Raw genomic sequence first — 12,534 nt, 5'->3', positions numbered from 1 at the left:
CCGCTAACTTTACCCGAAGGTAAAGTCCGCTCGACTTGCATGTATTAGGCACGCCGCCAGCGTTCGTCCTGAGCCAGGATCAAACTCTCCATGAAATGGTGTCTGACTTGCTCATTCATTTAAAAATTCGCTTTTCCGTTATTTCTAACGGGGCAGTTTCGCTCGTTGTTCAGTTTTCAAAGAACAATTCTTTTTTCGTGTCGTTACCGCGTTTCTCAGCGGCGACAAGAGATAATATATCATGGACGTCTATAGGATTGCAACCCTTTTTTTAAACTTTTTTTACTGGATTTTTCTACCTGTAATTTCGCACATTTAAAGCATACCGGGACAGCTCTTTCGGAGATGCAATGCGGGCATACATACGGAAAATGATCTTGTACCGTCTGGTTATAGCTTGCTTAATATCTCCGTCTAAACGGTTGTCATTCAGATCAAGCAGCATCTCATCCAATTCTTTGCGCAGGACGTAATCGAGTTCTTTGCATTCTTTGTCGTTGAATAGAATTCCTAGCATAACTAATGTGCGCCCTCCTAAGCTGTATTGGCCCTGCAGCTAAGTTTTGCTGCGGCAATCGAAAGCAAAAGCGGCGTCTTGCGATAACGCATCACGACGCCGCCTTACTGTTATGCTCAATTAATCGGAAAAATATTACAACGAACTTACCCAAACGCTAACTGTACTTTCGATAATCGCCGCAACAAGCAACGCTACCGTTAAAATAACGACCACCGGAACGGATCTAATCATGAAATATTCGATTTCCCGTCCGGATTTGCCCGCTTCCTTCCCCGGAATAACGATCCTTCCAATTGCCTTGAGCAAGAGAACGCCAAACTTCATGCCGTAAGCGCATGCCACCACAATCGCCGGAATCTCAATAATGCCGTGAGGCAGAAGCCCCAATACAACCGTAAGCATATCGCCCGTTCCCTGCGTCTCAGCCACATGCTGGAGCAGGAAGCCTACAACCATGCCGTTCAGAACAAGGAAGAAAATCGGGATGATCCCGAAGACCGCCCCTATATAGATGATGAAAATGGACTTGATCGCATTGTTTAAAAAGATAAAGACCATAAAGGCAAGCGTTGGATTCTCCGCGTTATCCAATGATTCCGCCACACTGCCGAGTGCCCTCAGCTGCTGCTCGAGATAATCGCTGAATGCGCTGTTGGTCCCCCCGACGACAAGCCCTGCAAAAAACAAAATGAATCCAAACGCGATGTAGGGATTCATGATTTTGAAATGGGCTTTTATTTCAGACCAGCGAAACATGCCTCTCCCCTCCTTTTGCAACTTCTTGTTTATTCGGTTGAACAAGCATGAATATCTTGGATGTACGAGCATAGGATTGTACTAGAACAAGCTTCCAATAGAAAGGAGCCTTAACAGATGAACTTTTTTTATGTACTGAACGGACGAAAATTAAAACGCAACTTCCTTCTTGTTCTCGCACTGGTCTTCTCTGTAGGGGTTATTTACGCAGAAAGAGACAACATCACGGTATTCTCACCACAACAGCCGGCCGCTATATACAGTGTCCCTACGGATAAGAAAGTAGTAGCCCTGACATTCGACATCAGTTGGGGGGACAAGCGTACGGAACCGATTCTGAAGGTATTGAAAGACAAAGGGGTTACGCAGGCAACCTTCTTCCTATCCTCCCCTTGGAGCCAGTCCCATCCCGACATCGTCAAGGATATCGTGAATGACGGCTTTGAGATCGGCAGCCATGGCCACAAGCACGATAACTACAGTAAGCTTAGCGATGAAGAGATCCGTACGCAGATCACAACCGCGCATTCGATTCTCACCGACCTGACAGGCAAGCAGCCGAACCTCATCCGCCTTCCTAACGGAGATTTCGACAAACGGGTGCTCCGTATCGCGGAAGAGCTCAATTACAAGGTTATCCAATGGGATACCGACTCCATGGACTGGCTGAACATTGGAACGGACAAGATTATCAACCGTGTCGTAAGCCGTGCGCATAACGGAGACATTATTCTTATGCATGCCAGCGATTCGGTGAAGCAAACGCATGAAGCACTGCCTGTCATCATCGATGAGCTTCGCGCGAAAGGCTACGAATTCGTAACCGTATCGGAGCTGATTAACCAAACCGAGTCGGAAGGCCGTGCCGTACAGGACAAAACGACCTCTCTTACGATGCTTGGACTCGAGGATGCTATGGCAGCTGCGGATACTGGCTATTGATTATTACGCGACCGGCTTTGCGGATGTTGCAGAGTCGGTTGTTGTATTTTTATGAAGCAAGCGGTGCAGCATTAAGATTTGGTAAGCATTGCAGACAAACAAAGGGATAATCATAAAGACGATAGCCGAAATGTTGGTTTCCCCTTGCAGAGCCGGCCATGCTTCCACGAAGGTCACGAAGAACATCAGAAACGTGGTGGGCACAAATGCGCTTGGCTTTGTTTGCTTGATCTTGACGTAGGCAACGGCCAACGAGCAGACCAAAAGGACAAGCGGCAGTACCCAGAAGAACCAATTGTTGGTCCGCTGCTCGTAAAGCATGTAACCGAGGCCAAATACGGCAAATAACGTCGTATAACCCTGGAGAGCGTTCCAGAGATAGCTTTTGCGGAAAATGCTTAATGCAATGTAATTCAGGGTCAAGTATGCAAAGAACCCCATTTGGCTGAATGCGCCTATCAATAAGCCGACCATCGCCATCATAAAGGCGTTGAATCCGGCTGCCTCAAGCCCCATAAATCCGAAGGACTGGTCCGTCCATTGCATGATCGACCCGCTAACGATGGTAACGACAGCCCCGACGGCCATGCAGGTCCAAAAAAGAAAAAACCATCTTTTCAAATTCATAATTCCGTTATCCTCCTTCATGTTTGGCGAGGACTGTGCCATTGTAAGCACTTACCTGTGCCAACCATTATTTTACCACGTTCGTCATAAAAAGCTAACTGCGAAGCCATGATAATCCCGTGAACATTAACGCATACTACGTTTAAATTCAGCAATGGTAATCATAGAAGGGAGATCGTGGGAGCATGCGCATGCGATTGGCTTTATTAACGGCGCTTTCCGCCCTAACATTTGTCTTAACAAGCTGCGGTGCGGAATCTTCAGGAAGCAATAACCAACAGATCAGCTACAAGGATATGAAATCGATGGTTATTGACATCCTGAAAACCGAAGACGCTCAAAAAGCCTTGCAGGAATCCGCCCAGCAAATGTCCGGCTACAACGGCAGCGGAACCAAGCTGTTGTCTGTACAGGATCAAGAACAGGTACGCCTTGCGGTAAAGGATGTCATGGTTTCTCCGGAATATGACAAGGTTATCCGGACATTAATGACGGATACCCGTTTTGCCGGCGAATTCGCTAAAGCCGTAAACAAGCAAAATAAGGATATCCACAAGGAATTGATGAAGGACCCGACGTACCAGGAGCAAATGATCAAAGCGTTCAAAACGCCCGAAATGGACAAAATGATTCTCGAAGTGCTGCAAAGCACGCAATATAAAAAACAAGTCATGTCTCTAATGCAGGAATCGATGCAAAACCCTCTCTTCCGTCTGGAAGTTCTCGATCTAATGAAAAAAGCGGTACAGGAAGAGCTTAAACCTAAGCCGGACGAAAAGGTTGACAAGAAATCGCAAGAAGAAGGCGGCGGTGGCGATGAAGGCTCCTCCGACCAAGATAAGCAAGACGGCGAAGGCGGCGGTGAAGGAGACGGCTCGGATTCTTCAACCTAACCGTTATATAGATGAGATTGTCATTGCTGAACAAAAAGCCCGGACGGGGTCGAGAGCTTTTGCTCTCTCCCGGTCCGGGCTTTTCTTTTCATAAATCAGCGGGAACACTTTTGAATGACTTGTTCCGCAATATCCAGATATATCGCGCCCGTCTCGGTGTCGGCTTTATACACCGAAGGCGAGAAATCCGGCTCGGAGATATGGTTATCCGGCTGTCCCAACGGTATTTGGGCAAGGAGCTCGGCATGCAGGGATTCCGCAAGGCGGGCACCGCCGCCGCGCCCGAAGATGTACTCCGGCTCGCCGCATTTGCTGCATTTGTAATAGGACATGTTCTCCACAACGCCAATAATCTCGTGCTCAGTCTTGATGGCCATAGCCCCTGCGCGGGCCGCTACAAAGGCAGCAGTAGCATGAGGCGTCGTTACGATAATCTCTTTGCTCTGCGGGATAATCTGATGGACGTCGAGCGCCACATCGCCCGTACCCGGAGGCAGGTCAAGCAGCAGGTAATCCAGCTCGCCCCATTCGATCTCGGCAAAGAAGTTGCGAAGCATCTTGCCCAGCATCGGCCCGCGCCATACGATCGGGCTGTTGTCTTCGACAAAGAAGCCCATCGACATGACTTTGACGCCAAACCGTTCAATCGGGATAACGCGCTCGTTCACGATTTGGGGGCGTGTCTCGATGCCCATCATATCCGGCACGCTAAAGCCGTAAATATCGGCATCGATGATGCCGACGCGTTTGCCCTTGTGGGCTAAGGCGACCGCGAGATTGACGGTCACCGTCGATTTGCCGACGCCGCCTTTGCCGCTGGCGACTGCGATGAACTGCACCCCGCTGCCAGCGGCAAGCAGCGGGCTCTCGATCCCGGCCCCGTGCCCTTGCACGGGGCCGTTTGCCGCGGCCGGCCGGGCTTTGCCGCCGGCTTGTCCTTGCGGCGCGGCAGCTGCGCCTGCGCCGCCCTCCAGCGCGCGAAACCGGCAATGCACGGTTTCGGCGCCAGCCCGCGCGAGCGCTTCGCGCAGCGCGGTTTCCAGCGAGGGACGAATGTCCTCGCTGGCTGTCAAGACCGTCATCGATACCTGACGGTCCTTCACGACAACATCGCGGACGGCAACGGCGTCCGCGCTATATGGGGCCGTCACGGAACCGACGGCTTCCAGAGCTTGTTCACGTGTCAACATGAATGAGTCCCACCTTTATGTAAGAGAGTAGTTGTAGGTGTAAGCGTAAATAAAAGCTGCTTATTTAAAATGATTATAACATATTAAGCGGGACATGTTTAATTGGCAGGTTCCGCCTCCATGTCCGATGCGGCGTCCGTCGCCGAATTCGCGCTCAGCTTTTCCCCCGAGGAATACCGGAGAATACCCTGATAGATCGAGGCGGCCACCTGCCGCTGGTAATTCGAATCGGCCAGACGCGCGGCTTCGCCCGGGTTGGACAGGAATCCGACTTCAACAAGCGCCGTAGGAATGTCATTCAACGCTTTAAGAAGGTACACGTTATTTTTATCCTTTACGGCTACCCTGCTCGTGTTCTCCAGATTGCGACGGATCTCGTTTTGTATAAACGTGGCAAGCACCTGGTTGTCCGGATGATTGGCAGGGTTAAAAAACGTTTGGGCTCCCGTCCACTTCGCAGACGGAATGCTGTTCATATGAATGCTGACAACAAGGCTTGGCTTACTTTCCTTGATGTTGGCGACTCGCTGCAGCAAATCCTCCGTCTTGCGCTTGGAATACCCCTTCGTATCCTGCGCAGCCAGATCGTAATCCCCTTCTCTGGTGAGCAGTACAATAGCTCCCGCCTGCTGCAAATAATCTCTGAGGTACAGCGCAATCGCGAGGTTCAGATCCTTTTCGACTACCCCCTCCTTGCTTACCGCACCACCGTCAACGCCGCCATGCCCCGCATCGATCGCAATTGTTTTGCCCGATAAAGGCAGCGTCCAATAACTCCAGGTCCGGGATACCGGCTCGCTGCCTTGGGTAAGCAGTATCCAGGTCAACACAAGCGCTGCCATGCCGCCCGCAATGCGGAGCGCCCCTTTATAGGTCATCCAAACGACTAAACGTTTTCGGCGCATAAATAAAACCACCCCGTTTCCATACAAATGATCTCCTTATCATTTATATGGGACGAGGTGGTTGTTTATGATGGCCAAGCTGGAGTTGGACTCCTCTTAACCCTATTTATTAAAATGAAGCCGGCTGCTGTGCCATGCCTTCAATGAGAATCTTCGCGACTTCCGGACGGGAAAATTCCGGCGGCGGGCAAACGCCATTCCGCAGCAACGCGCGTACTTTGGTACCAGACAGCGTCAGGCGGTCTTCCTTGCCGTGAGGGCAAGTCTTCGTAGTCGCCATGCTGCTGCATTTCGTGCAGAAGAAGCTGTGCTCGAAGTATAGAGGCGTAATGCCGAGATCCTCGGCAGGGATCGTTTTAAGCAGCTCTTGCGCTTCGTATGTTCCATAGTAGTCGCCTACACCGGCGTGATCGCGGCCTACGATGAAGTGGCTGCAGCCATAATTCTTGCGAACAAGCGCATGGAAGATCGCTTCGCGTGGGCCTGCGTAACGCATTGCCGCCGGGAACACGCCTAATAATACACGGTCTTGCGGGTAGTAGTTCTCGAGCAGAGTCAGATAGCTCTTCATCCGTACGTTCGCGGGAACGTCATCGGACTTGGTCTCGCCCACAAGCGGGTTCAGAAAGAGAGCGTCAACGATTTCCATGGCTGTCTTCTGAATATATTCATGCGCACGGTGAACCGGGTTGCGCGTTTGGAAGCCAACAACAGTTTTCCAGCCTTTTTCGGCGAATATGCGGCGAGTTTCCGACGGGTCGAAATAGAACTCTCCAAAATTCTCAGGCTGTGGACGGTTCAGAACCGTGATGGCGCCGCCAACATAAGTAGATGGACGGGAAAGCAGCTTTTGAACGCCTGGATGCGCCAGATCGTCCGTCTTGAATACGTTAATCGCTTCTGCCTTCTGATCCACGGCGTAGATGCTCTCTACATCGATAATCGCGTAAGTAACGCCGTCTTCCCCTACGAGGGCAGCACGCGTACCCGCCTGCAGCTCGGCAGCCTTTGCGTTTTCTACAGCGAGTGTAACCGGAATGCTCCACACCGAGCCGTCAGCAAGACGCATGTTCTCTACAACTGAGCGGTAGTCCGCCTCGTTCATGAAGCCGGAAAGAGGCGAAAACGCCCCAACGGCGATAAGATCCAGGTCAGATACGGCCCATTTATTAATGACGATCGTATTCAAATCCTTCGCTTCATTCAAAAGCGCCTCGCGCTGCTCGCCAGTAGCGAGACGATTAACAAGCACGCCGCCATGCGGTAAAATCTGACTCATTGTTGTTAGCCTCCTTGGGTATGCGAAACCACAATTGCCGGCTGTTTGAAGTGCTTATCGATCTTATTTATGCAGACCGCATTCGGTTTTCTCTTGACCGGACCAACGTCCTGCGCGAGGGTCTTCTCCTGGCATTACTTGGCGCGTGCAATACTCGCAGCCAATGCTTGGGTAGTTGTTGTCATGCAGCGGATTGTAGATAACATCGTTCTCACGGATGTAATTCCATACGTCTTCCGAGGTCCAACCGGCAATTGGATTGAATTTAATCAAACCGAATTTTGTATCATATTCAACTTTCTTCGCATTGGCTCGCGTTGGAGCTTGGTCACGTCGAATCCCCGTAATCCATGCTTCGTATTTGGACAGAATTCTTGTCAACGGCTCAACCTTGCGGATATTGCAGCAAGCATTAGCGTCCGATTTCCACAATTCAGGACCATGCTGCTCAGCTTGCTCTTCGGGCGTAATCAATGGTTTAACTTGAACAAATGGAATGCCAGGGTAACGTTCAACCATTCGGTCGCGCGTCTCGTAAGTTTCTTTGAAGTGGAAGTCTGTATCCAGGTAGAAAATATCTGTTTTCGGGCTGATTTTTTGCAGCATGTCGACCAGTACAACGTCTTCAGCGCCAAAGCTGCATGCAAACGTAATTTTAGGGAATGCTTCAACTGCATAGGCCAAAATCTCTTGTGGCGTTGCGTTTTCAAGCTCTTCCGCTTTTTGCTTAACCAATGCTTCTTTTTCGAACAGGTTCATGGTTTTGCCCTCCATTTGTAATTCCAAGTAAAATCATATGCTATTAAGTAAAGTATACGTTCTAATACTTAAATGATCAATAATAAGTTTTCACCAAAATGAAATAAAGTCCTGTCCATGTATCCAGTTGAACATGCACACTTGGAAAAACAAAAAAACACCTTCTCTGCAACCAGAGAAGGTGTTTGGTTCCGATATTAACGTTTCGAGAACTGTGGAGCGCGACGAGCAGCTTTGAGACCGTATTTTTTACGTTCTTTCATGCGTGGGTCACGAGTCAGGAAGCCAGCACGTTTCAGAGCTGGACGGAACTCAGGGTCTGCTTTGAGCAGAGCGCGGGAGATACCGTGGCGGATAGCGCCAGCTTGACCGGACATACCGCCGCCGTTAGCGATAACGATAACGTCGTAGTTATTCAAAGTTTCAGTCAGAACCAATGGCTGCTTAACGATCAGCTTCAATGTTTCCAGACCAAAGTATTCGTTCAGGTCGCGTTTATTAACAATGATTCGTCCTTCACCTGGCACCAGACGTACACGTGCAACAGAGTGTTTACGACGACCGGTTCCATAGTATTGTACTTGTGCCATGAAACTGTCCTCCCCTTATTAGCCGCGAAGTTCGTAAACTTCTGGATTTTGTGCTTGATGCGGATGCTCCGAACCAGCGTATGCTTTAAGTCTAAGCTTCATTGCGTTACCTTGGCGAGTTTTTGGCAACATGCCGTGAACAGCCAATTCGATAGCGCGATCCGCTTTTTTAGCGATCATTTCGTGAGCTGGCGTTACTTTCAAACCGCCAGAGTAGCCCGAGTGACGATAGTACATTTTGTTTTGCATTTTCTTACCGGTCAGAACGATTTTGTCAGCGTTGATTACGATAACGAAATCACCAGTGTCAACATGTGGCGTAAATTGCGGTTTGTGCTTGCCGCGGATCAGGCTTGCAGCTTCGCTAGCCAGACGACCAAGCGTTTTGCCTGCCGCATCGATGATGTACCATTTACGCTCAACTTCATTTGGCTTAGCCATATAGGTGGTACGCATGGATGATCCTCCTTATTTCCATTACAGTTAAAATTTTATTAAACAACGTTTCAGAACGTAATTTACATTTGTTAATTTCAGGTGTTGCATGCCAAGTTTGCGACAATCTTAGTCGGGGCTGTGGGAGAGCCACTAAGAAAGCACAAGTTATATTCTACTATAGATAATGGCCTAAATCAAGAAGTTATTAAATGTAAATTACATTTCTTCCGGATATTCAACCTTCATCAGCATTAATCCGTGAGGCATCGCCGTAGGGCCGGCCAAAGAACGCTTGCGGCCTTTCAAAATGCGCGCCATATCTTCCGGCTTCAGCTTTCCGTGGCCGACATGAAGCAGCGTACCCATCACGATTCTGATCATGTTATAGAGAAATCCGTTGCCTGTCATATACATATGGAGCATTTGCCCTTCACGCTCGAAATAAGCCTCGTAGATGGTCCGAACATGATGCGGCTTAGTCGAGTGTATAGACGTAAACGATGTGAAGTCATGTTCCCCAACAAGGAAGCTAAGCCCCTTCTGCATGGCTTCGACATTAAGCGGTGTAGGATGATGGAACGCATAGCGCCGGTAGAATACATCCGGAAACTTCCCCATGTCAATCGTGTAGCGATAGGTTTTCCGCTTCGCAGAACGCCGGGAGTGAAAGGCTTCCGGCACTTCATGCGCTTCGAGAATAACGATATCCTTCGGCAGACGCGTATTCAGGGCAATAGCCCAGCGCTCGGCGGGAATCGTTGATTCCGTCAAAAAGTTGAACACTTGTCCCGTTGCATGCACGCCTGCGTCCGTTCTGCCCGATCCGAGAATAATAATGTCCTCTCCGGTCAGCTTTTTGATAGCCAGTTCGATTTCCTGCTGGATGGTCCGTCCGTACGGCTGAGACTGAAACCCGTTAAAGTCCGTCCCGTCGTAGCTTACCGTCGCTGCTATATTCCTCATCCTTCATCACTTCCCCATCTGTTAACAACAAACGCAATTAACATTCAATCCCCTTAATCATTCAAAAGGGTGGTCCCTTTTCGGTCTCTCTCTTTTCTTTGCCTGTTTGAAAAGGTGTGCTATCGGGGAAGTCGTGTGCGGAATGAAAGGTTTTGTCCGGAGAAGCGTAGCGTTCGCCTTTGTTCACAGATTTCAACCGCTTAAGCGTGTTGTGATGAAGAAATCTGTGAACAACAGCGATCGGAGAACAAACCTTTCATGCAGCACACCTGACACTCCCATAGCTCTTTTCACTGCAGGCAATAAAAAAAGGTGGCCTCAAGGGTCCACCCTTTCTCACCGCGAAACGTAGCTCAACCGCTTAGAGCGGCGAGCTGATTACGCTTGTGTTACGCACGGTCAACCAGTTCCAGGTACACCATAGGCGCAGCGTCGCCACGGCGAGGTCCCAGTTTCAAAATCCGTGTGTATCCGCCCGCACGTTCCGAGTAACGGGTGGCCAGCTCGGAGAACAGCTTTTGGATTGCATCTTGCTCTCCATCAACAGTTTCACGACGAACGTATGCAGCTACTTGACGACGAGCGTGCAAGTCACCTTTTTTCGCTTTCGTGATCAGCTTTTCAGCGATAGAACGAACCTCTTTCGCTTTAGCTTCTGTTGTTTGAATGCGCTCATACAGGAACAGGTCAGTAACGAGGTCACGGAACAATGCTTTCCGCGCGCTAGCGTCACGGCCCAATTTTTGATATGCCATTTTGTTTTCCCCTCCCTTGCCTATAGTCTGTTCTAGATGTTCAAGCTACTACTCTTCCATGCGCAGGCCAAGGCCCAGCTCTTCCAGCTTCTCTTGAACTTCCTCGAGGGATTTACGGCCCAGGTTACGAACCTTCATCATGTCCTCTTCGGATTTCGTGATCAGCTCTTGAACGGTATTAATGCCTGCACGTTTCAAGCAGTTGTAGGAACGAACAGACAGATCCAGTTCTTCGATTGTCATCTCCAGAACTTTCTCTTTCTTGTCCTCTTCCTTCTCGACCATGATTTCCGCGTCTTTGGCTTCATCGGTCAATCCGACGAACAGGTCCAAATGCTCTGTCAAAATTTTAGCGCCAAGGCTTACAGCCTCTTCCGGTCTAATACTGCCGTCAGTCCATACTTCAAGCGTAAGCTTGTCGTAGTTGGTTACTTGACCAACGCGGGTATTTTCAACGCTGTAATTGACACGGGTAATTGGCGTGTAAATCGAATCAACGGGAATAACCCCAATCGGTTGATCGTCCCGCTTGTTACGGTCCGCCTGGACGTAACCACGTCCGCGATTGGCAAAAATTCGCAAATGGAGCCGCGCGCCGGAGGCCAAGGTTGCGATGTGAAGATCAGGGTTCAAAATCTCGACATCGCTGTCTGCTCGAATATCCCCTGCCGTAACGATTCCTTCGCCTTCAGCGTCGATTTCCAACACCTTTTCTTCATCGGAGTGGATTTTCAACGAGAGGCCTTTCAAGTTCAAAATGATCTCAGTTACGTCTTCGATCACTCCAGGAACCGTAGAGAACTCGTGAAGCACTCCGTCGATCTGAACGGATGTTACTGCCGCACCCGGCAGCGAGGACAACAAAATTCGGCGAAGCGAATTTCCAAGCGTCGTGCCATATCCACGCTCGAGCGGTTCTACTACGAAACGCCCGTAAGTTCCATCCTCATTCAAATCTACGGTCTCGATTTTCGGCTTTTCGATCTCAATCACTAATAGTACCCTCCTTCAAACGTCGCTCCGTTACCATTCGTATTGTTTAGTCAAATCTCGTAGTATGCCAAACCTTCACAACCATTATTCACAAGTTGTTGTTATTTGATACCACAGCGGATCCAACTATACGCGACGACGTTTCGGCGGACGGCATCCGTTGTGAGGAACTGGCGTTACGTCTTTAATCAGGTTAACTTCCAGACCAGCTGCTTGAAGCGAACGGATCGCTGCTTCGCGGCCTGCGCCAGGACCTTTAACCATAACCTCAACAGCTTTCATGCCATGCTCCATCGCTGCTTTAGCTGCTGCTTCAGCTGCCATTTGCGCTGCGAAAGGCGTGGATTTACGCGAACCCTTGAAGCCCAGGTTACCGGAGCTTGCCCAAGAGATTGCGTTGCCATGAGGGTCAGTGATCGTTACGATCGTGTTATTGAATGTCGAACGGATGTGTGCTACGCCCGACTCAATATTTTTCCGGTCACGACGTTTTGTACGAACGACTTTTTTAGGTTTAGCCATTGCCCTATTTCACCCCTTTATTATTTCTTCTTGTTAGCTACAGTCCGACGAGGACCTTTACGCGTACGCGCATTTGTTTTCGTACGTTGACCGCGAACAGGCAAGCCACGACGATGACGAACGCCACGGTAGCAGCCGATCTCAATCAGACGTTTAATGTTAAGCGAAATCTCACGACGAAGGTCGCCTTCCACTTTAACGGATTTGTCAATTGCTTCGCGCAATTTAGCAAGTTCGTCTTCTGTCAGATCGCGAACGCGAGTATCAGGGTTCACGCCAGTAGAAGCCAGAATCTTTTGCGAAGTTGTCTTGCCAATACCGAAAATGTACGTCAGGGCGATTTCAACGCGTTTATCACGCGGAATATCTACACCAGCAATACGTGCCATAAGCCATTGTCCC

The 12,534-nt window shown here is 49.6% G+C and carries 16 protein-coding genes and 1 rRNA gene; 2 read left to right on the top strand and 15 right to left on the bottom strand.

Annotated elements, in window-relative coordinates; translation table 11 throughout:
- The 3 genes from EV294_RS29150 to EV294_RS29140 all read right to left on the bottom strand — a co-directional run.
- Positions 1–95: ribosomal RNA gene (locus tag EV294_RS29150) — 16S ribosomal RNA — on the bottom strand; the annotation flags it as partial.
- Between the two features lie 200 nt (positions 96–295).
- Positions 296–517 carry a hypothetical protein gene (locus tag EV294_RS29145; RefSeq protein ID WP_015847185.1) on the bottom strand — a complete coding sequence of 74 codons (222 nt, stop codon included), beginning with the start codon at positions 515–517 and terminating at the stop codon, positions 296–298.
- A 135-nt stretch (positions 518–652) separates the two neighbouring features.
- Positions 653–1,276, bottom strand: coding sequence for a stage II sporulation protein M (locus tag EV294_RS29140; RefSeq protein ID WP_132313357.1), 624 nt, complete (start codon positions 1,274–1,276; stop codon positions 653–655).
- Positions 1,277–1,393: 117 nt separating this feature from the next.
- Between EV294_RS29140 and pdaB the strand changes: the two genes are divergently transcribed.
- Positions 1,394–2,218 (top strand): polysaccharide deacetylase family sporulation protein PdaB, encoded by an 825-nt coding sequence (gene pdaB, locus EV294_RS29135; RefSeq protein WP_132313355.1) that lies wholly within the window; start codon positions 1,394–1,396, stop codon positions 2,216–2,218.
- Positions 2,219–2,221: 3 nt separating this feature from the next.
- Here the strand turns inward: pdaB and EV294_RS29130 are convergent, their stop codons facing one another.
- Positions 2,222–2,845 (bottom strand): KinB-signaling pathway activation protein, encoded by a 624-nt coding sequence (locus tag EV294_RS29130; RefSeq protein ID WP_165930844.1) that lies wholly within the window; start codon positions 2,843–2,845, stop codon positions 2,222–2,224.
- A 185-nt stretch (positions 2,846–3,030) separates the two neighbouring features.
- Between EV294_RS29130 and gerD the strand changes: the two genes are divergently transcribed.
- The gene (gene gerD, locus EV294_RS29125) at positions 3,031–3,738 is read left to right on the top strand and encodes a spore germination lipoprotein GerD (protein ID WP_347813066.1); all 708 of its coding nucleotides are present in this window, start codon (positions 3,031–3,033) and stop codon (positions 3,736–3,738) included.
- 95 nt (positions 3,739–3,833) lie between these two features.
- Here gerD and EV294_RS29120 read toward each other — a convergent pair whose 3' ends face one another.
- From EV294_RS29120 to rpsM, 11 genes are all read right to left on the bottom strand, one after another.
- Positions 3,834–4,928, bottom strand: a complete 1,095-nt coding sequence (locus EV294_RS29120; RefSeq protein WP_132313353.1) for an Mrp/NBP35 family ATP-binding protein — start codon at positions 4,926–4,928, stop codon at positions 3,834–3,836.
- Between the two features lie 98 nt (positions 4,929–5,026).
- Positions 5,027–5,833: an N-acetylmuramoyl-L-alanine amidase CwlD gene (cwlD, locus tag EV294_RS29115; protein WP_132313351.1), complete on the bottom strand. Its 807-nt coding sequence runs from the start codon at positions 5,831–5,833 to the stop codon at positions 5,027–5,029.
- A gap of 109 nt (positions 5,834–5,942) precedes the next feature.
- Positions 5,943–7,112 carry a sulfate adenylyltransferase gene (gene sat, locus EV294_RS29110; RefSeq protein WP_132313349.1) on the bottom strand — a complete coding sequence of 390 codons (1,170 nt, stop codon included), beginning with the start codon at positions 7,110–7,112 and terminating at the stop codon, positions 5,943–5,945.
- A gap of 63 nt (positions 7,113–7,175) precedes the next feature.
- A complete protein-coding gene (locus tag EV294_RS29105) occupies positions 7,176–7,871 on the bottom strand; it encodes a phosphoadenylyl-sulfate reductase (RefSeq protein ID WP_132313347.1) in 696 nt (231 codons plus the stop codon).
- A 197-nt stretch (positions 7,872–8,068) separates the two neighbouring features.
- Positions 8,069–8,461 carry a 30S ribosomal protein S9 gene (rpsI, locus tag EV294_RS29100; RefSeq protein WP_015847193.1) on the bottom strand — a complete coding sequence of 131 codons (393 nt, stop codon included), beginning with the start codon at positions 8,459–8,461 and terminating at the stop codon, positions 8,069–8,071.
- Between the two features lie 18 nt (positions 8,462–8,479).
- On the bottom strand, positions 8,480–8,917 hold the full coding sequence (gene rplM, locus EV294_RS29095) for a 50S ribosomal protein L13 (RefSeq protein WP_132313346.1): 438 nt from the start codon (positions 8,915–8,917) through the stop codon (positions 8,480–8,482).
- A 198-nt stretch (positions 8,918–9,115) separates the two neighbouring features.
- Positions 9,116–9,862, bottom strand: coding sequence for a tRNA pseudouridine(38-40) synthase TruA (gene truA, locus EV294_RS29090; protein WP_132313344.1), 747 nt, complete (start codon positions 9,860–9,862; stop codon positions 9,116–9,118).
- A 389-nt stretch (positions 9,863–10,251) separates the two neighbouring features.
- Positions 10,252–10,617: a 50S ribosomal protein L17 gene (gene rplQ, locus EV294_RS29085; RefSeq protein ID WP_091190749.1), complete on the bottom strand. Its 366-nt coding sequence runs from the start codon at positions 10,615–10,617 to the stop codon at positions 10,252–10,254.
- A gap of 48 nt (positions 10,618–10,665) precedes the next feature.
- A complete protein-coding gene (locus EV294_RS29080; RefSeq protein WP_015847197.1) occupies positions 10,666–11,610 on the bottom strand; it encodes a DNA-directed RNA polymerase subunit alpha in 945 nt (314 codons plus the stop codon).
- Between the two features lie 126 nt (positions 11,611–11,736).
- Entirely contained in the window at positions 11,737–12,132 is a 396-nt protein-coding gene (gene rpsK, locus EV294_RS29075; RefSeq protein WP_015847198.1) for a 30S ribosomal protein S11, read from the bottom strand.
- A 20-nt stretch (positions 12,133–12,152) separates the two neighbouring features.
- Positions 12,153–12,521 (bottom strand): 30S ribosomal protein S13, encoded by a 369-nt coding sequence (gene rpsM / locus EV294_RS29070; RefSeq protein WP_015847199.1) that lies wholly within the window; start codon positions 12,519–12,521, stop codon positions 12,153–12,155.
- Positions 12,522–12,534: the final 13 nt, after the last annotated feature.

The sequence above is a fragment of the Paenibacillus sp. BK033 genome, from assembly GCF_004345425.1.
Taxonomy (GTDB): Bacteria; Bacillota; Bacilli; order Paenibacillales; family Paenibacillaceae; genus Pristimantibacillus.
The sequence above is the reverse complement of the archived record's forward strand: the minus strand, read 5'-3'. Positions and strand labels throughout refer to the sequence as shown.

Bases quoted from the DNA above. Each gene is read 5' to 3' on its own strand.
- EV294_RS29130 (WP_165930844.1), bottom strand. From the start codon at position 2,845: ATGAATTTGAAAAGATGGTTTTTTCTTTTTTGGACCTGCATGGCCGTC.
- EV294_RS29120 (WP_132313353.1), bottom strand. From the start codon at position 4,928: ATGTTGACACGTGAACAAGCTCTGGAAGCCGTCGGTTCCGTGACGGCC.
- sat (WP_132313349.1), bottom strand. From the start codon at position 7,112: ATGAGTCAGATTTTACCGCATGGCGGCGTGCTTGTTAATCGTCTCGCT.
- rpsM (WP_015847199.1), bottom strand. From the start codon at position 12,521: ATGGCACGTATTGCTGGTGTAGATATTCCGCGTGATAAACGCGTTGAA.
- rpsK (WP_015847198.1), bottom strand. From the start codon at position 12,132: ATGGCTAAACCTAAAAAAGTCGTTCGTACAAAACGTCGTGACCGGAAA.
- pdaB (WP_132313355.1), top strand. From the start codon at position 1,394: ATGAACTTTTTTTATGTACTGAACGGACGAAAATTAAAACGCAACTTC.
- rplQ (WP_091190749.1), bottom strand. From the start codon at position 10,617: ATGGCATATCAAAAATTGGGCCGTGACGCTAGCGCGCGGAAAGCATTG.
- EV294_RS29145 (WP_015847185.1), bottom strand. From the start codon at position 517: ATGCTAGGAATTCTATTCAACGACAAAGAATGCAAAGAACTCGATTAC.
- rpsI (WP_015847193.1), bottom strand. From the start codon at position 8,461: ATGGCACAAGTACAATACTATGGAACCGGTCGTCGTAAACACTCTGTT.
- EV294_RS29105 (WP_132313347.1), bottom strand. From the start codon at position 7,871: ATGAACCTGTTCGAAAAAGAAGCATTGGTTAAGCAAAAAGCGGAAGAG.
- EV294_RS29140 (WP_132313357.1), bottom strand. From the start codon at position 1,276: ATGTTTCGCTGGTCTGAAATAAAAGCCCATTTCAAAATCATGAATCCC.
- rplM (WP_132313346.1), bottom strand. From the start codon at position 8,917: ATGCGTACCACCTATATGGCTAAGCCAAATGAAGTTGAGCGTAAATGG.
- truA (WP_132313344.1), bottom strand. From the start codon at position 9,862: ATGAGGAATATAGCAGCGACGGTAAGCTACGACGGGACGGACTTTAAC.
- gerD (WP_347813066.1), top strand. From the start codon at position 3,031: ATGCGCATGCGATTGGCTTTATTAACGGCGCTTTCCGCCCTAACATTT.
- cwlD (WP_132313351.1), bottom strand. From the start codon at position 5,833: ATGCGCCGAAAACGTTTAGTCGTTTGGATGACCTATAAAGGGGCGCTC.